Source organism: Nocardioides kongjuensis (assembly GCF_013409625.1).
Lineage (GTDB): Bacteria > Actinomycetota > Actinomycetes > Propionibacteriales > Nocardioidaceae > Nocardioides > Nocardioides kongjuensis.
The window spans coordinates 4197279-4216028 of sequence record NZ_JACCBF010000001.1; the positions used below are offsets into that span (position 1 = coordinate 4197279).

Annotated in this window: 16 protein-coding genes; 13 read left to right on the forward strand and 3 right to left on the reverse strand. The window is 70.4% G+C overall.

What is annotated here, in order from left to right:
• Positions 1-241 precede the first annotated feature (241 nt).
• Positions 242-1729: a DEAD/DEAH box helicase gene (locus BJ958_RS20235; protein WP_343052753.1), complete on the forward strand. Its 1488-nt coding sequence runs from the start codon at positions 242-244 to the stop codon at positions 1727-1729.
• An 87-nt stretch (positions 1730-1816) separates the two neighbouring features.
• Here the strand turns inward: BJ958_RS20235 and BJ958_RS20240 are convergent, their stop codons facing one another.
• Positions 1817-2578, reverse strand: coding sequence for a MerR family transcriptional regulator (locus BJ958_RS20240; protein WP_179728657.1), 762 nt, complete (start codon positions 2576-2578; stop codon positions 1817-1819).
• A 62-nt stretch (positions 2579-2640) separates the two neighbouring features.
• Here BJ958_RS20240 and BJ958_RS20245 point away from each other — a divergent pair, with 62 nt between their 5' ends.
• From BJ958_RS20245 to BJ958_RS20265, 5 genes are all read left to right on the forward strand, one after another.
• Positions 2641-3852, forward strand: coding sequence for an acetyl-CoA C-acetyltransferase (locus tag BJ958_RS20245; RefSeq protein WP_179728658.1), 1212 nt, complete (start codon positions 2641-2643; stop codon positions 3850-3852).
• A gap of 43 nt (positions 3853-3895) precedes the next feature.
• Positions 3896-6085 carry a 3-hydroxyacyl-CoA dehydrogenase NAD-binding domain-containing protein gene (locus BJ958_RS20250; protein ID WP_218865902.1) on the forward strand — a complete coding sequence of 730 codons (2190 nt, stop codon included), beginning with the start codon at positions 3896-3898 and terminating at the stop codon, positions 6083-6085.
• Between the two features lie 122 nt (positions 6086-6207).
• Positions 6208-7380, forward strand: coding sequence for an LCP family glycopolymer transferase (locus BJ958_RS20255; protein ID WP_179728659.1), 1173 nt, complete (start codon positions 6208-6210; stop codon positions 7378-7380).
• Between the two features lie 28 nt (positions 7381-7408).
• Positions 7409-8125 carry an ABC transporter ATP-binding protein gene (locus BJ958_RS20260; RefSeq protein ID WP_179728660.1) on the forward strand — a complete coding sequence of 239 codons (717 nt, stop codon included), beginning with the start codon at positions 7409-7411 and terminating at the stop codon, positions 8123-8125.
• Positions 8100-9533 (forward strand): hypothetical protein, encoded by a 1434-nt coding sequence (locus BJ958_RS20265; RefSeq protein WP_179728661.1) that lies wholly within the window; start codon positions 8100-8102, stop codon positions 9531-9533. Before BJ958_RS20260 ends, BJ958_RS20265 begins: the two co-directional genes overlap by 26 nt.
• Positions 9534-9545: 12 nt before the next feature.
• Here the strand turns inward: BJ958_RS20265 and BJ958_RS20270 are convergent, their stop codons facing one another.
• Complete coding sequence (locus BJ958_RS20270; RefSeq protein ID WP_179728662.1) at positions 9546-10037, reverse strand: CGNR zinc finger domain-containing protein; 492 nt, start codon at positions 10035-10037, stop codon at positions 9546-9548.
• Positions 10038-10281: 244 nt separating this feature from the next.
• On the opposite strand from BJ958_RS20270, the gene BJ958_RS20275 reads away from it, so the two are divergent.
• The 7 genes from BJ958_RS20275 (at position 10282) to BJ958_RS20305 (ending at position 17757) form a co-directional block, all read left to right on the forward strand.
• Positions 10282-11442: an ABC transporter substrate-binding protein gene (locus BJ958_RS20275; RefSeq protein WP_179728663.1), complete on the forward strand. Its 1161-nt coding sequence runs from the start codon at positions 10282-10284 to the stop codon at positions 11440-11442.
• A gap of 16 nt (positions 11443-11458) precedes the next feature.
• Positions 11459-12193 carry an ABC transporter ATP-binding protein gene (locus BJ958_RS20280; RefSeq protein ID WP_246319757.1) on the forward strand — a complete coding sequence of 245 codons (735 nt, stop codon included), beginning with the start codon at positions 11459-11461 and terminating at the stop codon, positions 12191-12193.
• On the forward strand, positions 12190-12963 hold the full coding sequence (locus tag BJ958_RS20285) for an ABC transporter ATP-binding protein (RefSeq protein WP_179728665.1): 774 nt from the start codon (positions 12190-12192) through the stop codon (positions 12961-12963). The genes BJ958_RS20280 and BJ958_RS20285 overlap by 4 nt, the downstream gene beginning before the upstream one ends.
• Positions 12956-13825, forward strand: a complete 870-nt coding sequence (locus BJ958_RS20290; protein WP_179728666.1) for a branched-chain amino acid ABC transporter permease — start codon at positions 12956-12958, stop codon at positions 13823-13825. The genes BJ958_RS20285 and BJ958_RS20290 overlap by 8 nt, the downstream gene beginning before the upstream one ends.
• Positions 13822-14850 carry a branched-chain amino acid ABC transporter permease gene (locus BJ958_RS20295; RefSeq protein WP_179728667.1) on the forward strand — a complete coding sequence of 343 codons (1029 nt, stop codon included), beginning with the start codon at positions 13822-13824 and terminating at the stop codon, positions 14848-14850. Before BJ958_RS20290 ends, BJ958_RS20295 begins: the two co-directional genes overlap by 4 nt.
• Complete coding sequence (locus BJ958_RS20300) at positions 14843-16198, forward strand: ArgE/DapE family deacylase (RefSeq protein WP_179728668.1); 1356 nt, start codon at positions 14843-14845, stop codon at positions 16196-16198. Before BJ958_RS20295 ends, BJ958_RS20300 begins: the two co-directional genes overlap by 8 nt.
• Positions 16199-16311: 113 nt before the next feature.
• The gene (locus tag BJ958_RS20305; RefSeq protein WP_179728669.1) at positions 16312-17757 is read left to right on the forward strand and encodes an APC family permease; all 1446 of its coding nucleotides are present in this window, start codon (positions 16312-16314) and stop codon (positions 17755-17757) included.
• 16 nt (positions 17758-17773) lie between these two features.
• Here the strand turns inward: BJ958_RS20305 and BJ958_RS20310 are convergent, their stop codons facing one another.
• On the reverse strand, positions 17774-18610 hold the full coding sequence (locus tag BJ958_RS20310; RefSeq protein ID WP_179728670.1) for an SIS domain-containing protein: 837 nt from the start codon (positions 18608-18610) through the stop codon (positions 17774-17776).
• Positions 18611-18750 lie beyond the last annotated feature (140 nt).

Genomic DNA, 18750 nt, shown 5'->3' on the forward strand with positions numbered 1-18750 from the left:
GTGTCACAGCCCACACCGCCGCCCCGGTCACGGATTCACCCTCCCGGCACCTGCGCACCTAGGGTGGAGGCACCGATCCGGCCAGTCTTGCCCCGGATCCCGGCGCACCGCTCGGCACGACCTCGCGGACCGCGCCCCTCACCAGAGGCACCGCTTCACCGCCTGTCACCGGACAGGCAGCACGGCGAGACGCCCAGCTGAGGGGATCGCTGTGTCCTGCGGTCTCCGGAGAGATACACCCGTGACCACCACCTTCGCCGACCTCGGCGTGCCCGCTGCCCTGCTCGACGTCCTGACCGCGGACGGGATCACGATCCCCACGCCGATCCAGGCCGCGACCCTGCCCGACTCGCTCCAGGGTCGCGACGTGCTCGGCCGCGGCCGCACCGGCTCCGGCAAGACCTACGCCTTCGGCATCCCGCTGGTGGCTCGCCTCGTCGCCGAGGGCGACCGCCGCCGTCCCGCGCCGAAGCGCCCCCGCGCCCTCGTCCTGGCGCCCACCCGTGAGCTGGCGAGCCAGATCGCGGCCACCGTCGCCCCGCTCGCCAAGGCCGTCGGCCTGCGCACCACCACCGTCTTCGGTGGCGTCGGCCAGGGACCGCAGGTCAACGCGCTGCGCGACGGCGTCGACATCCTCATCGCCTGCCCCGGCCGGCTCGAGGACCTGATCGGCCAGGGCCACTGCAGCCTCGCCGACGTCAGGGTCACCGTGCTCGACGAGGCCGACCACATGGCCGACCTCGGCTTCCTGCCCGCCGTACGCCGCCTGCTCGACCAGACGCCCAAGGGCGGTCAGCGGATGCTGTTCTCCGCGACGCTCGACAACGCGATCGACGTCCTGGTCAAGCGCTTCCTCGTCGACCCGGCCGTGCACCAGGCCGACTCGGCGCAGTCGCCGGTCGCGAAGATGGACCACCACGTGCTCCACGTCGAGCGCGAGCAGCGGCTGCCCGTCCTGCTCGACCTGGTCAGCGCGCCGGGTCGCACGGTCGTCTTCACCCGCACCAAGCACGGCGCCAAGGCGCTGGCCCGTCAGCTCAACAAGAACGGCGTGCCCGCCGTCGACCTCCACGGCAACCTCAGCCAGGGCGCGCGCACGCGCAACATGGAGGCCTTCCACAGCGGCACGGCCACCACCCTCGTCGCCACCGACATCGCCGCTCGCGGCATCCACGTCGACGACGTCTCGCTCGTCGTCCACGCCGACCCGCCGGCCGAGCACAAGGCGTACCTGCACCGCTCCGGTCGTACGGCGCGCGCCGGCGCCGCGGGCACCGTGATCACGCTGATGACCAGCGAGCAGCGCGGCGACGTCCGGGCGCTGACCCGGGCGGCCGGCATCACGCCCACCACCACCCGGATCCAGGGCCCCGACCACCCGGTGCTCCAGGACCTCGCCCCCGGCGAGCGCTCCCGTCCGGGCGGGATCGACCTCACCCCCGCCACCCCGCAGGGCGGCGGCAACGGCGGCAACGCCAACGGTGGTGGCGGTCGTCGTCGCTCCGGCGCCAAGAAGCCCGCGGCGAAGAAGCCGGGCGCGCCGAAGGCGGGCGGCCAGGGCCAGCAGCGCTCCGGCGGTCAGGGCGGCCAGGGCCGCTCGGGCCAGGGTGCCGCGAAGCCGGCCGGTCAGCGCTCCGGTGGCAACCGCGGCCGCTCGCGCTCGCGCGGTGCCGGTGCCGCCTCGGGCGGCGGCCACAGCGCGGCCGGCTTCAGCTCCGGTCGTCGCTGACCCGGCACGAACTGGCTTCGAACCCGCGTCGACCCGGCAGGAACTTCCTGCCGGGTCGAGGCAATTCCGGGGCCGGTTCGAGCCGGGTCAGCGGCGGCGCGGGGTGCGGGCAGCGCGGGCGACCGCCGACTCGTACGCCGACACCAGGCCGCCGACGGAGAGCGGCTTGAGCCGCTCCATGATCTCGCGGAAGTGCTCGGAGGTGGTCGCGTCGCCGTACAGCGGCGCGAGCTTGTCGTTGATCACCTCGTAGAGCTCCTTGGCCATCTGCTCGCCGTGCTCCTGGTAGACCGCCGCGGCGGCGACGGCGACCTCGCGCGGGAACCCGAGCTCCAGCAACCGCATGCCGATCGAGAGCTGGTTGCTGGCGACGAGGTACGACGTCCCGCGGATCCGCAGCACGCCGAGGGCCTGCAGCGTGGCGATGTCCTCGGCCGAGAGCGCGCGCCCGGCCTTCTTCTCCAGCTGCTCGCGGTCCATCTCGACGGGCAGGTCGGACTGCCAGGGCGCCAGCATGGTGCGGGCCAGCGTGATGTCCTCCGGGGTGGCGTCCTCGGGGATGCCGGCGACGTACCGCTCGATCGCGGAGAGCGTGAACCCGTGGCTCTGCAGCTCCAGCACCAGCTCGATCCGCGCCAGGTGGGCGGCGGAGTAGTAGCCCGACCGCCCGCGCCGGATCGGCGGCGGGACCAGGCCCCGGGACGTGTAGAAGCGCACCGTGCGCACGGTCAGCCCGACCCGCGCGGTGAGCTCCTCGAGGGTGAGCAGCTCCTCCTGCGGATCGCCGTCCGATGCGTTGTCCGATGCGTCGTGCGTCACACCGTCCGCGGGCCCCTCGCTCTTGACCATGACAGTAATAGTGTCACAATCGACCCCAGAGACACCTCTCCCGTACAGAAACAAGGACGGTCATGGCAGAAGCATTCGTGTACGACCACCTCCGCACGCCGCGCGGCCGGGGCAAGGCCAACGGCTCCCTCCACGAGGTGAAGCCGGTCGACCTCGCCGTCGGCCTCGTCGACGCCGTGCAGGAGCGCAACCCGGGCCTCGACCCGAACCGGATCGACGACATCGTGCTCGGCGTCGTCTCCCCGATCGGCGACCAGGGTGGCGACATCGCGAAGACCGTGGCCATCGCCGCCGGTCTCCCGGACACCGTCGCCGGCGTCCAGCTCAACCGCTTCTGCGCCTCGGGCCTCGAGGCCGTCAACCAGGCCGCCGGCCGCGTCCGCGGCGGGTTCGAGGACCTGATCATCGCCGGTGGCGTCGAGTCGATGAGCCGCGTGCCCATGGGCTCCGACGGCGGCGCCTGGGCGTCCGACCCGGCCACCGCCTTCAAGGCGGGCTTCGTGCCCCAGGGCATCGGCGCCGACCTGATCGCCACCATCGAGGGCTGGAACCGCGAGGACGTCGACGCGTACGCCGCCGAGTCGCACCACCGCGCCGCCAAGGCCCAGGCCAACGGCTACTTCGACGGCGCGATCGTGCCGGTCAAGGACATCAACGGCCTGACGATCCTCGACCGCGACGAGACCGTCCGCCCCGACACCTCCGTCGAGGGCCTCGCCGGCCTCAAGCCGTCCTTCGCCCAGCTCGGCGCCGACGCCGGCTTCGACGACGTGGCGCTCGAGAAGTACCACTGGCTCGAGAAGATCAACCACGTCCACCACGCCGGCAACAGCTCGGGCATCGTCGACGGCTCCGCGCTCACCCTGATCGGCAACGAGCAGGTCGGCAAGGACCTCGGCCTGACGCCGCGCGCCCGCATCATCGCCACCGCGGTCTCCGGTGCGGACCCGATCATCATGCTGACCGGCCCCGCCCCGGCCGCCCGCAAGGCGCTGGCCAAGGCCGGCCTCGAGGTGGGTGACATCGACCTGTTCGAGATCAACGAGGCGTTCGCCGCCGTCGCCATGCGGTTCATGCGCGACATGGGCATCAGCCACGACATCACCAACGTCAACGGCGGTGCGATCGCCATGGGCCACCCGCTCGGTGCCACCGGCGCGATGATCCTCGGCACCCTGATCGACGAGCTCGAGCGGCGCGACCTGCGCCGCGGCCTCGCCACGCTCTGCGTCGGCGGCGGCATGGGCATCGCGACCATCGTCGAGCGCGTCTGAGCGCCGTACTCCCTCGAACCTCTCGAACTCTCAAGGAACGACATTGAGCACCGAAACCCAGACGTCCGTGCGCTACGAGCGCGACGCCGACGGCATCGTCACCCTGACCCTCGACGACCCCAACCAGAGCGCGAACACGATGAACGAGCTCTACCGGGAGTCGATGGCGGCCGCCGTCGAGCGCCTGTACGCCGAGCAGGACGACATCACCGGCGTGGTCATCACCTCCGCGAAGAAGACCTTCTTCGCCGGCGGTGACCTCAAGCTGATGGTCCAGACCACCAAGGAGAACGCGGGCGACGTCTTCGCCCAGTGCGAGGGCATCAAGGCGTCGCTGCGCCGCCTCGAGCTGTTCCCGAAGCCGGTCGTGGCCGCGATCAACGGCGCCGCCCTCGGCGGTGGCTACGAGATCACCCTCGCCACCCAGCACCGGATCCTCGTCAACGACCCGAAGATCAAGGTCGGCCTCCCCGAGGCGACCCTCGGCCTGCTCCCCGGCGGTGGCGGCGTCACCCGCGCCGTGCGCAAGTGGGGCCTGCAGACCGCGCTGATGGACGTGCTCCTCCAGGGCACCCAGTTCAACCCGGAGACGGCGCTCAAGAAGGGCGTCGTCGACGAGCTCGTCGCCACCCAGGAGGAGCTGGTCCCCGCCGCGAAGGCGTGGATCAAGGCCAACCCCGAGGCCGCGCTGTCCCCGTGGGACGCCCCCGGCTACAAGATGCCCGGCGGTACGCCGAAGTCGCCCGCGCTGGCCGGCTTCCTGCCCGCCTTCCCGGCCCTGCTGCGCAAGCAGCTCAAGGGTGCCGACTACCCGGCGCCGCGCGCGATCCTCTCGGCCGCGGTCGAGGGTGCGCAGGTCGACTTCGACACCGCCTCGCGGATCGAGTCGCGCTACCTGGCCAACCTGGTCGTCAACCAGGGCTCGAAGAACATGATCCAGGCGTTCTTCTTCGACCTGCAGGCGATCAACTCCGGCTCCCTGCGCCCGCAGGGCATCGAGCCCTACAAGGCCAAGAAGGCCGTGGTCCTGGGCGCCGGCATGATGGGTGCGGGCATCGCCTACGTGCTGGCCAAGGTCGGCGTCGAGGTCGTCCTCAAGGACGTCTCGGTCGAGGCGGCCGAGAAGGGCAAGGCGTACTCCGAGGGCCTGCTCGACAAGGCGATCAGCCGGGGCAGGTCGACCGAGGAGAAGAAGGCCGAGCTGCTCGGCCGGATCACCGCGACCGACGACCCGGCCGCCGCTGCCGGTGCCGACCTCGTGGTCGAGGCCGTCTTCGAGGACCCCTCGCTCAAGGCCAAGGTGTTCGCCGAGATCCTGCCGCACCTCGCGCCCGACGCGCTGCTGTGCTCCAACACCTCGACGCTCCCGATCACCGAGCTGGCCGCCGGCCTGGAGAACGAGGCCGACCGTCCGCGGTTCATCGGCCTGCACTTCTTCTCGCCCGTCGACAAGATGCCGCTGGTCGAGATCATCGCCGGCAAGGAGACCTCGGACGAGGCGCTCGCCAAGGCGTACGACGTCGTCCTGCAGATCCGCAAGACGCCGATCGTGGTCAACGACAGCCGCGGCTTCTACACCTCGCGCGTCATCGGCTACATGGTCAACGAGGGCATGGCCATGCTCGCCGAGGGCGTGGCGCCGTACTCCATCGAGCGCGCCACCACCTCGGCCGGCTACCCGGCCCCGGTGCTCCAGCTCTCCGACGAGCTGAACCTCGAGCTGATGGCCAAGATCGCGAAGGCCACCGCCGACGCCAACCCCGACCTGCCGGTGCACCCGGGTCAGGCCGTGGTCGGCAAGATGCTCGAGGCCGGTCGGGCCGGTCGCCTGCGCGGCGCCGGCTTCTACGACTACGTCGACGGCAAGCGCGGCTCGATCTGGGCCGGCCTCGGCGACCTGTTCCCGCTCGCCGAGGAGCAGCCGCCGATCGAGGACATCCGCGACCGGATGCTCTTCGCCGAGGCGCTCGAGACCGCGAAGACCTTCGAGGAGGGCGTGATCACCTCGGCGGCCGCAGCCAACATCGGCTCGATCATGGGCATCGGCTTCCCGCCCAACACCGGTGGTGCCGCCCAGTTCATGACCGGCTACGAGGACAAGGCCACCGGCGAGATCGGTCTCGGCGCCTTCCTCAAGCGCGCTGACGAGCTGGCCGAGAAGTACGGCGACCGGTTCCGGGCCACCCCGTGGCTGCGCGAGCTGGCCGCCTCGGGCAAGGGCTTCCCGGCCTGATCGGGTAGCGAACGGCACGCCGGGCCGGGCTGGACGGAGCACTCCGTTCGGTCCGGCCCGGTACGTTTCCGGGCATGGGTGGCCGGCGACGGGTGGCGCGGCCCGGGCGGACCGTTCTCCGGGTGATCGTCTCGAGCCTGCTCGCGCTCGGCCTGCTGACCGGGGTCGGAGTGGTGCTCGCCTACCAGAGCTGGAACGGCAACCTCGAGCACCCGTTGGTGATCGGCAAGAACCGCCCGAGGAACAAGACCAAGGCCATCAACATCCTCGTGATGGGCACCGACACCCGCGACTGCGCCGGGTGCAGGCTCGACAGCGAGGCCGGCGGTGGCCTGTCCGACACCACGATCCTGTTCCACCTCTCGGCCGACCGGACGTTCGCCTACGGCATCTCCATCCCGCGGGACACCGCGGTGATGCGGCCGGCCTGCTACCGCGCCGACGGCAGCGAGATCCCGGCCGCGACGACGTACCAGAAGTGGAACGAGGCGTACCAGGTCGGCGGTCCCGGCTGCACGCGCCAGCAGCTCGAGCAGCTCACCGGGGTCCCGGTCGACAGGTTCGTGGTCGTCGACTTCGGCCAGTTCAAGGACATGGTCAACGCTCTCGACGGCGTCGAGATCTGCGTCCCGCAGGACATCGACGACACGATCGGCAACATCCACCTCGAGGCCGGCACCCGCGAGGTCGACGGCGCCGAGGCGCTGGCCTACGCGCGGGTGCGCCACGGCATCAGCGGCGGCATCGACCCGTACCGCACCCGCCGCCAGCAGGCCCTGATCGGCGCGATGATCGACAAGGCGCTCACCGCCGGCATGCTGGCCCGGCCGGACAAGCTGGCGGGCTTCATCAGCGCCGCGACCACCAAGCTGCAGACCGACTTCACCTCCGTCGCCGCGATGGCCAAGGTCGCCGCCAGCCTGCAGGGCATCGACTCCAACGACATCAAGTTCATCACCACGCCGTGGACGCTCGACACCGACAAGGTCAGCGGTGGCGTCGAGTGGCTGCCCTCGGTCGAGCGGCTCTGGCAGCTGGTCATCGACGACAAGCCGCTGACCAAGGAGTTCCTCGACCAGTCGCTGAGTGCGGGGGAGCCGCCGTCCGGTACGTCGGGCCCGGCCTCGGGCTCCGGGTCCGAGACGCCGTCCGGCAAGCCGTCGAGCACCTCGTCGAGCACGCCGTCGAGCACGCCCTCCGGGTCGGCGTCAGCGTCGCCGGGCGGCACGGCCACCCCCGGGTCCCCGGGCGGCCTGTCCGACGACGATCGCGCTGCGGCCGGCCTGTGCAGCTGAGCCCCTCAGGGCGCCGCGGAGGCTGCCGATGGGCTCCCGTGTGGGAGCCGTGATCGACGTGGCCGGGCTGCAGGTGCGCTTCGGCACGGTCGACGCCGTGGCCTGCGTGGACCTGCAGGTCGAGGCCGGGCAGGCCCTGGCGCTGCTGGGGCGCAACGGCGCCGGGAAGTCGACGACCATGCGGGTGCTCGCGGGCGTCGTGCCGCCGACGTCGGGACGCGCCGTGGTCGCCGGGCACGACGTGCGCACCGAGCCGCTCCTGGCGAAGCGGTCCGTCGGGTACTGCCCCGACGTCGGCGGCCTGGTGCCGCGCGCAACTCCCTGGGAGCACCTCCAGCTGAGCGCCCGGCTGCGCCGGCTCGAGGGCTGGGAGCCACGGGCGCGGGGGCTGCTGGAGCAGTTCGACCTCGGCGACGTCGCGCACCGGGTGACCGCCGGGTTCAGCCACGGCATGGGCCGCCGGCTCAGCGTCGTGCTCGCCGCGCTGCACGAGCCGGAGGTGCTGCTGCTCGACGAGCCGTTCGACGGTGTCGACCCGCTCGGGGTCGAGGCCACCTTCGCGGTCGTCGAGGACGCCCGTGCCCGCGGTGCCGCGGTCCTCGTCTCCACCCACCTGCGCGACCTCGCGGTCCAGGTCTGCAGCGAGGTGGCCGTGCTGCGCGGCGGGGTCCGGGTCGCCACCGTCAGCGCCGACCACATGGCCGGGGACGAGGGAGCCCGTGCCTACCGCGCGCTCCTGGCCTGAGACCTCCCGGGCGCTGGCCGACGTCCGGCACCTGCTCTGGTTCCGCCGCGCGACGGTACGACGCCGGCGGGCCGCCGCGTTCGCCCTCGCCGCGCTCGGCCTGGTCACCGTGGCCGCCGCGGTGCTGCCGCCGCTCCTCGTCGCGACCGACGAGCTCGACCGGTTCGTGAGGCCGGCCCTGGTCGCGGTCGTGCTGGTCGCCGTGACCGGTGCGATCGCCGGCGGGGGCGGTCGCGAGCTGCTCGCCCGGGACCCGGCCGCCGTGCACCCGATCAGCCCGGTGAGCGACCACCTCGGCGCGCTGCTGCTCGCCCCGCTCAGCGCGGGCTGGCTGATCCAGGCGTGGGGCCTACTGGGGCTGGCCTCCGCGGTCGCGGGACCCGGCGGGCCCCCGGTCGCCGTCGCCTGGCTGGTCGCGGCGACCGCGCTGGCGCAGGCTGTCGGCTGGGCCGGGGATTACCTCCGCCGGCGCGGGGTTCTCGCCTGGTTCGCGGCGCCGCTCGCCGGTCTCGGTGTCCTTCCGGCGCCGCTCGTCGCGGAGGCGATCGGTGACGGCCCGGCCGCGCAGTCGCTGGCCGCCTTGGCCCTGCTCGCGGCCACCGTGCCGCTGGTCGCCGCGGGTGCGGTCCTCGCCGTGGTGACCGCCCGCCTGGTGCCGCGCGACGAGGCGCGCCGCGAGACGGCCGACCACGCTCCGCGGTCGCTGCCGCGCTCCGACCTCGCCCTGCTGCGGCGTACCGACCGGGCGTCGGTGTGGCGCAGCGTCCCGTTGCGCCGGGGCACCTACCTGCTCGCCCTCGCCCCGGGTGCGGTGGCCCTCGCGGGCGGTCTCGCGTGGTCGAACCTGGTGCTGCTCCCGGGGCTGGTGGCCTCCGGCTGCGTGCTGCTGTTCGGCGTGAACCTGTGGTGCCTCGACGGTCGCGGGATGCTGTGGCGCGAGTCGTTGCCGGTCGCGCCGCGCACGGTGCTGCTCGCCCGGGCGCTCGTGCTGACCGAGGTGCTCGCCGGCGCCGGGACGGCGACGCTGCTGCTCGGTGCGCTCCGGGCCGGCCGGCCCACGACCGCCGAGCTGCTGGCCGTCGTCCTGGCCCTGCTCGTGGTCGTCGCCCAGTCCCTCTCGGCCGCGCTGCGTTGGTCGCTGGCCCACCCGTACGCCGTCGACCTCCGCTCTGCCCGCGCCACCCCCGCACCGCCGCTGGCGATGGTCGGCTACTCGTTGCGTCTCGCCGTCACCACGACGCTGTCGGGCCTGCTGCTCGCGGGGTTCGCGGGCGTCGGCCGAACCGACCTGCTTGCCCTCTCTGCGGTCGTCCTGCTCGCAGTCGCGGCTGTCCGGATCCGGCGCGCCGCCCGCCGCTGGTCGGACCCGGTCCGGCGAGCGGCGGTCGTCGCCGTCGTCGCGGCGTAGCCGCTCGAGCGTTCATTCCTGGCGTCGCCGCTCACGGAAGGCGGCGACGGCATGCCGGTTTCCGCACGCCGTTGAACAGAACCGCCGTGAGCGGTTGCGGCTGGCGTCGAACACGATGCTGTCGCAGGTCGTGTCCGCGCAGTTGGTGAGTCGGTCCTGGTCACCGGCCGCGACGATCAGCAGCAGGGACAGCGCGAACTGGCTGATCGCGTCCGAGGTGCGGCCCCTTCGCCGACTGGTCGCGTGCAGGTGCCAGGAGAGCATGTCGTGCCGGACCAAGGCGACCTGGGCGTCGTGCTCCGCGAGGAGGGCATTGGCCCTCCGGGTCAGATCCACCTCGGAGAGGCTCGCCAGCGCATCCTGCACTGCTGTCCGAAGGGCCGGCGCATCCTCCGCCGTGAGGCCCGCCGGCCCGCCGGCGAGGATCCGACGACGGTCCGTCCGGGGATAGGCGAGCGCGAGTGCCGTCTGCAGGGTCCCGACAGAGCAGCGTGCCTCCCTCATCGGTCAGCACTCCTGGTCTCGGGCGAGGCACCTCATGAACGAGACATTACAGAATGATCTCTTGACATGGAACCTGAAACGCATCTTACTTGTCTCCAACACCGACCACTTTGGAGATGTGATGTCCATCAAGTCCCCGTCGGCCCGCGTAGTCGCGACCGTCACCGCCGCAGTGGCCGCCCTCTCACTCGCGGCCTGTTCGCTCCCGTCCTCGAGCAACGGGGGATCGACGAGCGATGGCTCGGTGAAGCTGGGTCTCCTGGCGCCGCTCACCGGCGCTTCCGCTGCCGACGGCAAGGCGATGCGGCAGGGCGCCGAGCTCGCGGTGAAGGAGCTCAACGCCGGCGGTGGGGTCAATGGCCATGAGATCAGCCTGGAGTCCGCCGACGTCAAGGATCTCAAGGCCGACGCCGTCGCTTCCGCAGTCTCGCGGCTGACCGCTGACCCCGAGGTCGCTGCGGTCATCACGGGCTACGCCAGCACGACGAACTTCGAGATCGACCAGCTCGCCGAGGCGACCATGCCGTACCTGATCGGAGGCGGCAGTGCGCAGACCGCCGAGATCATCGAGAAGGACCCCGAGAAGTACCCGGGCATCTGGTCGACCGCACCGAGCTACGACGCCTACAAGACCGACCTGCCGAACCGGCTCGAGCAGTGGGACGCCGATGGCACCTTCCCGCTGCGCAACAGGACCGTCTACATCGTGTCGAGTGACAACCCCTACTCCAACGACATCGCCGGCGGCCTTGCCACGAACTTCGAGGCCGGGGGCTGGCAGGTCGAGGGGCCCGATGTCGTGCCCTTCGGAGAGGTCAACGACTGGACCCCGCAGATCTCCAAGATCCATGCTGCTGATCCGTCGGTGATCGTCAACCTCGACTACCTGACGGCGAACGCGGTCAAGTTCTTGACCCAGTTCCGGGACAACCCCACCAACGCCCTCCTGTTCTCGCAGTACGCGCCCAGCGTGCCGGAGTACAAGAAGCTTGCGGGGGACGCGGCCGACGGGGTCATGTACAACCTCCCGGCAGGCGCGATCCTGTCCAGCAAGTACGCCCCGGCGCAGGACTTCTTGAAGGAGTTCCGGGACGCCTATGGCACCGACCCTGGCCTCTACGGAGTCATGAGCTACGAGCAGGTCATGCTCTGGGCCAAGGCTGTCGAGAGCAGCGGTGGCGATCCGCTCGACAAGGAGGCGGTCGGCGAGGCGATCGGCACCACGGTGATGTCCGGAACCGCGATGGGGACGATCAGGTTCGACCAGCAGACCCACCTCGCCGTCGCCGACGACGAGGACGGCATGCCGCTGCAGTTCTTCGAGATCCAGGACGGCCGTGACACGCTCCTCGGCCCTGCGCAGTGGGCCGACGGCGAGTTCCAGCAGCCCACCTGGTTCAAGTGAGGCACTCGCCGTGACCATGACCATGCATGACCGAGTGCTCCTGAGCGTTCGCGAGGTGAGCCGCTCGTTCGACAGCTACCAGGCAGTCCGCCAGGTCACCTTCGACGTCCACGAGGCCGAGGTGCTGGGGATCGCCGGCCCGAACGGCGCCGGCAAGAGCACGTTGTTCAATCTGCTGAGCGGAGTCCCGTTCAGCGCCAGCGGAGGGCAGATCGAGCTTGACGGCCGGCGCATCGAACGCTTGGCCGGCCACCGGATCTGCCGTCTCGGCCTCCGTCGCACCTTCCAGGCGGATCAGGTCTTCCCCGAGCTCACCGTCTACGAGAACGCGCGCCTCGCGGCCGCGTACCTCCGGGGCGGTCGCGGGGTTCGCCGGGAGGCCATGAAGGTCCTCGAACGCACCGGCCTGCTGGCGCTCGCCGATGCCCGTGCCGGCGACATCAGCGTTCTCGCGAAGAAGAAGCTGATGATCGCGGGCGCGCTGGTGGGCGACGTCCAGGTGCTGTTGCTGGACGAACCGGCCGGCGGCCTCGATGCCCACGACCAGGACGAACTCGCGTCCTTGATCGAGACCCTCAGCTCGACCGGCCTGACCATCGTCGTCATCGAGCACGTCCTGAGCCTGCTGCGACGTGTCGCTGACCGGATGATCGTCATGGTCGCCGGTGAGGTTCTCGTCACCGGGCGCCCCGAGGACGTCCTGGCTGATTCCCGCGTCGTCGAGGCCTATCTCGGAGAGGCAAGCCCATGAGAGCCGGTGCAGGCACTCTCACGATCGACCGGCTCGCCGCCGGCTACGGGAGGCTCCAGGTCGTCAAGGGCATCTCGCTCGAGCTCGGCGCCGGCCGGGCGCTCGCTCTCCTCGGGCCCAACGGTCACGGGAAGACCACGCTCCTGCGCGCGATCACGGGCCTCGGGCCGATCACGTCGGGCACGGTCGAGCTCGACGGGGAGCGCATCGAGAAGCTCACGACTCCCGAGATCGTCGAACGCGGCCTGATGCACGTGCCGCAGGGGGACATGCTCTTCCCCCGGCTGACGGTGAACGAGAGCCTCACCCTGGCCGGCCGGCTCCGCCGGGCACGCGGGCAGCGTGCGACCAATCTCAGCCTCGTGCTGGATCTCTTCCCCCGCGTCGCGGAGCGACGTCACCAGCTCGTAGGAACGATGTCGGGCGGGGAGCGACAGATGCTCGCCATCGGCATGGGCATCATGGCGAACCCCAGCGTCCTCATCCTCGACGAGCCGACGCTCGGTCTCGCCCCGAAGGTCCGCCACGAGATCCTCACCAGACTGCTCGACGTCCGGCAGGCCGGACTCTCCCTGCTCGTCGCCGACGGCGACGTCGACTTCCTGTTCGGGCTCGCAGACGAGTGGCACGTGATCGAGCTCGGGCGCATCGTCGGGAGCGGGACGACGGAGAACAGGCCGACACACGAACAGATGATGGCCATGTACGTCGGAGCGTCGAGCACTCCGTCCGGCGGCCCCGATACGACGACGGAGGTGTCGCATGTCTGAGGGTCTCGTCTCGATCCTGGCGTCGGCTTTGCTTCTCGGCTCGATGTACGCACTCCTCACCGCGGGAATGTCGCTCATCTGGTCCACGCTCCAGGTCTTCAACTACGCCCACGGCGCGACCCTGGTCATCGGTGGGTACCTGATCTGGAGCCTCACCGAGCATGGCGTTCCGGTCCTGCTCGCGACGGTCCTCGCAACGATCGCCATGGCCGGGGCGGGTGCGCTCGTGGAGCTGGTCGCCGTACGGCCGCTCGCATCCCGCCCGGACGGGACCCTGATGGTCATGGTGGCCACGCTCGCGCTGGCGAGTGCGTCCGAAGGGATCGCGCAGATCATGTGGGGCCCTCAGAACAAGCAGCTGCCCGCCCTCACGACCGCGACCTTCGACGTCGCCGGTGTCGCCGTCCGGTGGACCACGGTCGTGGCCCTCCTCATGGCCGTCGGCCTGGTCGGCACGCTGATCGCCGTCGTCAACCGGACCGGATGGGGGGCGGGCATTCGGGCGGTCGCCCAGAACCGCGACATGGCGATGCTCCTCGGGATCAGGCCCGGTCGCATCTACATGTCGGTCTTCGCCGTGGCAGCCGGGCTCGCGACGGCCGGTGCCCTCGTCTTCGCGACCACCACGACACTCACCCCGACGAAGGGAAGCGGCCCCCTGCTGACCGCGTTCGTCGTGCTGGTCTTCGGAGGCACCGCGTCCTTGGTCGGAACCCTGGTCGGCGCCTACGTGATCGGCCTCCTCGAGGCGTCGACCAGCTACTGGATCGGCCTGCAGTGGAGCCCGGTCGCCGTGTTCGCCCTGCTCGTGGTCGTCATGCTGGTACGTCCCGAGGGACTCGTGAGGAGGCGCGCGTCATGACCAACCTCCGACTCCTCCTGAGGTGGGGCGGCTATGTCGCCCTCGCCCTCGCCGTGCCGTACGTCGTCCTCGCGCCGACCAGCCGGCTGGTCGTCTCCACCGCCCTCATCTACGCACTGCTCGCCGCGAGCTGGAACCTCACCCTGGGGTTCGGCGGGATCTTCAACTTCGCCCACGTCGGCATGTTCGGGGTCGGGGGCTACGCGATGGCCATCGCGTCCCTCAAGTGGGAGTGGACCACCGTGCCGGCCGTCGGGTTCGCCGTCCTGTGCGGGGCGGCCATCGGTGCCCTGGCCTATCTGCCCGTGGTCAGGATGCGAGGGATCTACATCGCGCTGATCACCTTCGTGCTCGTCCAGATCTGCTACCACCTGGTTCTCGCCCTGCCCGACCTCACCGGAGGATCGAACGGGCTGCCCGGAGTGCCGGCGATGACGCTGGTCGGCCACAACCTGGCGATGAACGACGGTCTGGGCTACCTGTGGTTGCTCGGGCTCTCCGTCGCAGTGATGCTGATCATCCTCGAGCTGATCATGTCGAGCCCGTTCGGGCAGAGCCTCGTCGCACTGCGCGACAACGAGCAGCTGGCCTGCAGCCGCGGCGTCAACCGCATCCGGCAGCAGCTCATCGCGTTCGTCATCTCCGGCGCGATGGCAGGCTTCACGGGTGCGATGTACGTCAGCTACTACCGGGTCGCCGACGTGAGCCTGTTCAGCTTCACCTTCGTCACCCTCGGCCTGAGCATGATCTTCCTCGGCGGGACCAAGCAGACCTGGGGCCCGGTCGTCGGGGCGGTCGTCGTGACCCTGGTCGACAACCAGCTCGCGGCCCTCGACGCATGGCGGCCGGTCATCTTCGCCCTGGCCACGATAGCCGTCCTCGTGTTCGCGCCCGGCGGGATCAGCGCGACCCTGGTGCGCGTCACCGAGGCTGCTCGTCGCCTGAGCAAGACCGCCGTCGCACCCGGTCGGCGGCAGTCCACCAACGAGACCAGCACGTCGCGAAGGAGTATCGAGAATGTCTGACGACCAGCTCAAGAAGGCGGTGCTCGACGCCGTCGACGCGCTTACGCCCAGGCTCGTCCAGTCGGTTTCGGACGCGGTGAGGATCCCGTCGGTGAACCCCAAGTACCCCGGCCAGGACTACGACCGGCTGGTCGGCGCCGAGTCCGACGTCAGCGCGTTGGTCGCCGATCTCTACCGTGAGGCCGGCGCCGAGACCGAGATGGTGACCGCCGAACGGCGGCGCGACAATGCCTGCGGCCGGATCCGGGGTACGGGTGGTGGACGGACTCTCGTCCTCAACGGGCACGTCGACGTCGTCCCCGCTCTCCAGCCCGACCTGTGGACGGGGCCCACGTTCTCGGGACAGATCACCGACGACGCCGTTCTCGGGCGTGGAGCGACGGACATGAAGGGGGGCACCGTCGCGGCTGCCTACGCTGCCTTGGCCCTGGCCAAGGCAGACGTCAGGCTCCGGGGTGACCTGATCCTGCAGGCCGTCGTCGGCGAGGAGGTCGGTGACCACGAGGCGGGGACCAGCGCCGTGCTGGATGCCGGCTACGGCGGGGACGCCGTCCTCGTGTGCGAGCCCACCAACGCGACCGACGGACCACCCCATCTGAGCACCAGCGCTCCGGGTCTGCTCTGGTTCTCCCTGACCCTCAAGGGCAGGACCGCTCACGTCGGGTGGCGGGGGCGGACCATTCATCCGACCCTCGACGGAGCAGCGCTCGGCGTCAACACCATCGACAAGTACTGGGTCATCTATCAGGCCCTGCGCGATCTGGAGAACATGTGGGCGGAGCGGGATCGCCATCCCCTGTTCGCCCCGGGACACTTCTGCATCATGCCGGGGGTCCTGAACGCGAACCCGAAGGGAATCGACGTCCCCTTCTTCCTGGCCGACACGCTGACGGTCGACTACTGCGTCCTGCATCACCCGGATCGCAGCAATGGCGAGGTACGCGCGGAGATCGAGGAAACGGTTCGTCAGGCATGTCGCCGCGACGTGTGGCTGCGCGAGAACGAACCGGAGTTCGACTGGAAGCTCGACTGGCCGGCGTACACGACACCATCGGGCCACGGCCTCGAGGCATCCGTCTCCTCCGCGCACGCCGAGATCCTCGGGGGCGTGGAAGTCGGAGCGGGACCGACGAAGTCAGGAATGTTCGGGGTCTGCGACATCACCTGGACCGCGGCCCAGGGAATCGATGGCGTGATCTACGGACCCGGCGTGGGGAAGACCGCTCACGCCGAGGACGAGTACGTGCCGATCCACCAGCTCGTCACCGCGGTGAAGACCTATGCGCTCACCGCACTCGACTACTGCGGGGTCGCCGAATCCGCCGAATCCGCCGACGCTCCGCAGTAGCCGGAGCCGGGCAGCGACACGCCCCGGTCCGCCAGTCCCTCCACCGCTCCAGCGTTCCGTCCGCGACGACTCGTCGCGGACGGAACGGGGGCGCCCGAAACAGGAGCATCGCCATGACGAAGCCGTCTGCCGCCGGGAACGACAACGCCGTGCGATCCGGGCTCCACCGCAACCTGTCCGTGTGGGCCGCGCTGGGGCTCTCCGTGGCGCTCCTCGGACCAAGCATGGCCGTGAACATCAACCCCCAAGCGCCCGCCGGCCTCGTCGGATCGGCAGTCCCGCTCGTCTTCGTGTTCGCGATGGTCGGGGTCCTCGTCGTCGCGCACTCCTTCGCGCGGCTCTCCCAGTACATCTCGAGCGCCGGCTCCGTCTACGGGTTCATCGGCGCCACGGTCGGCCCGCGAACCGGGTTCGTGGGAGGTTGGCTCCTGCTCGGAACCTACATCGCCTTCGCGGCATGCACGGCCGCCGGAGCCGCGCTGTTCCTCGGAGGCCTCGTCGACTCGCTCATCGATCCGGTCCTTCCCTGGGAGGTCGTCGGCGGGGTCGTCGTGACCGCGGTGGGCTTCCTCGCGACTCGTCCGGCGAAGGCAGCGACCACGGTCCTTCTGGTCGTCGAGCTCGTCACCATCGCCCTGATGCTCGTCGTCGCAGTCGTCGTCCTGGTCAGGGTCAGCGGCGGAGGCGGGCCGGTCGGCGGGTCCAGCTTCTCTCAGCTCCTCACGCTTCCCGACGGCGTCGGGGGCTCTGCGCTCTTCGCCGCGATGACGTTCGGGTTCCTCTCGTTCGCGGGTTTCGAAGCGGCCTCGACGCTCGGCGAGGAGACCGAGGACCCGCGCCGCTCGATTCCGATCGCGTTGGTCGGGTCGGTGCTCCTTGCGGGAGCCTTCTTCGTGACCGTCACCAGCGCGGAGGTGCTCGGCTTCGGAACCAGCGCAGCCGGCACCGAGGCGCTCGTCTCGTCGTCGTCACTGGTCGGCGACCTGGCGCGCGACTACATCGGTGGCCCCATCGGAGACCTGGTCACGCTCGGCGCGGGTCTCAGCGCCTTCGGCTCGTGCCTCGCCTGCACGGTCGGCGCATCACGGCTGCTCCTCGCGATGGGCCGTGACGGCTTCATCAGCACCAGGCTCGGTGACACGGACAGCAACGGGGTACCCCGACCTTCCGTGCTGGCCACCGTCGCTGTGCTCCTGGTGCTGGCCGTCCTGATGCGCACGTTCGCCACCGACGACGTGGTCGACATCTTCTTCTGGACCGCGACCGTCGGCTCGCTGTTCCTCCTGGTCGCGTACCTGTTGTCGCTGGTCGGTGCCGCGCGCTTCATCGTCACCAGTCGAGCGCACACCATCCCCGCGATCGAAGGTCTCCTTCCCTTCGGGGGCATCGCGATGATCGGCTACGTGCTGTACCGGAACGTCTGGCCGATCCCGGCCCGCCCCTACGACCTCTTCCCCTACATCGTCGCGGTCTGGGCGTTCGTCGGCCTCATGGTCGCGTCCGCCACTCCGGGCCTTGCCCGTCGAATCGGAGAACGTCTCGTGCTCGAGGACCACTGATGCAAGGAGCCGCACCCTAGTGGTCGCCCTCCAGGTCCTGGAGACGCTTGAGGCCGGTCTCGCCGAGTCTCTCGGTCACGCCGGTGATGACGCTCTCGGTGAGGGCCATCGCCGCGACGAGGGAGTCGAAGGGCGAGGCGGACTCGACTCGGCACGGGAGGACGACCTTCGCCGACTGCGCGGCCGGGGACAGCCAGTTGTCGGTCATCAGGCAGACGGTCGCGCCGCGCTCGGCCGCGGCCTCGGCGAAGGCGGCGAGACTCTCGTCGTAGCGCCGGTAGTCGAAGATCACCACCACGCTCGAGCTCGTGAGGTCCGCAAGGGTGGTCCTGTGCCCCATGGCGTCGGGGAGGGTCATGTTGACCCGTGGCCGCAGGAGCCGGAGATGCAGGACCAGGTACTCGGCCAGGAGCCGGCTGAAGCGACCGCCGACGACCCAGACCTCGGCGGCGCTCTTGCTCAACAGCTCGACCACGCGGTCGAACTCGGACTGGGGGACCTCGTCGTACGTCAGCTCGATCATGTCGGCGAAAGCGTGCTGGGTGCGCGTCAGTGCGCCCGACGTCGGCTCCATCGCCTTGGTCGAGAACTGGCGCACGGGCGAGCCCATCTCGGCATTCACCTCGTGGATGAGCGCCCGTTGGAACGCCGGGTAGCCGGCATAGCCCAGCTTCGCGACGAACCGGACGACGGTGGGAGCGCTGACGCCGGCCGCTTCGGCCAGGGAGGCCACCGTGTTCAGTCCGGCGGCCGGGTACTGCGCCAGCAGGGAGCGCGCGACCTTCTTCTCGCTGTTCGAGAGGTCGTCCATCGAGTCCATCAGCGACTTGCGCACGGACCTGTAGTCATCCACCTGAATCACGCCGCCTTCGGGAGTTCTTGCCGGGGGCCTTGCGAACCACATGTTACAGAGTTACGCTTCTGACAAGAACTGAAACAAACATTACAGTCCGGCCCGAGGTCCTCTTCGGCCATCCAACGCAAGGTAGCGCA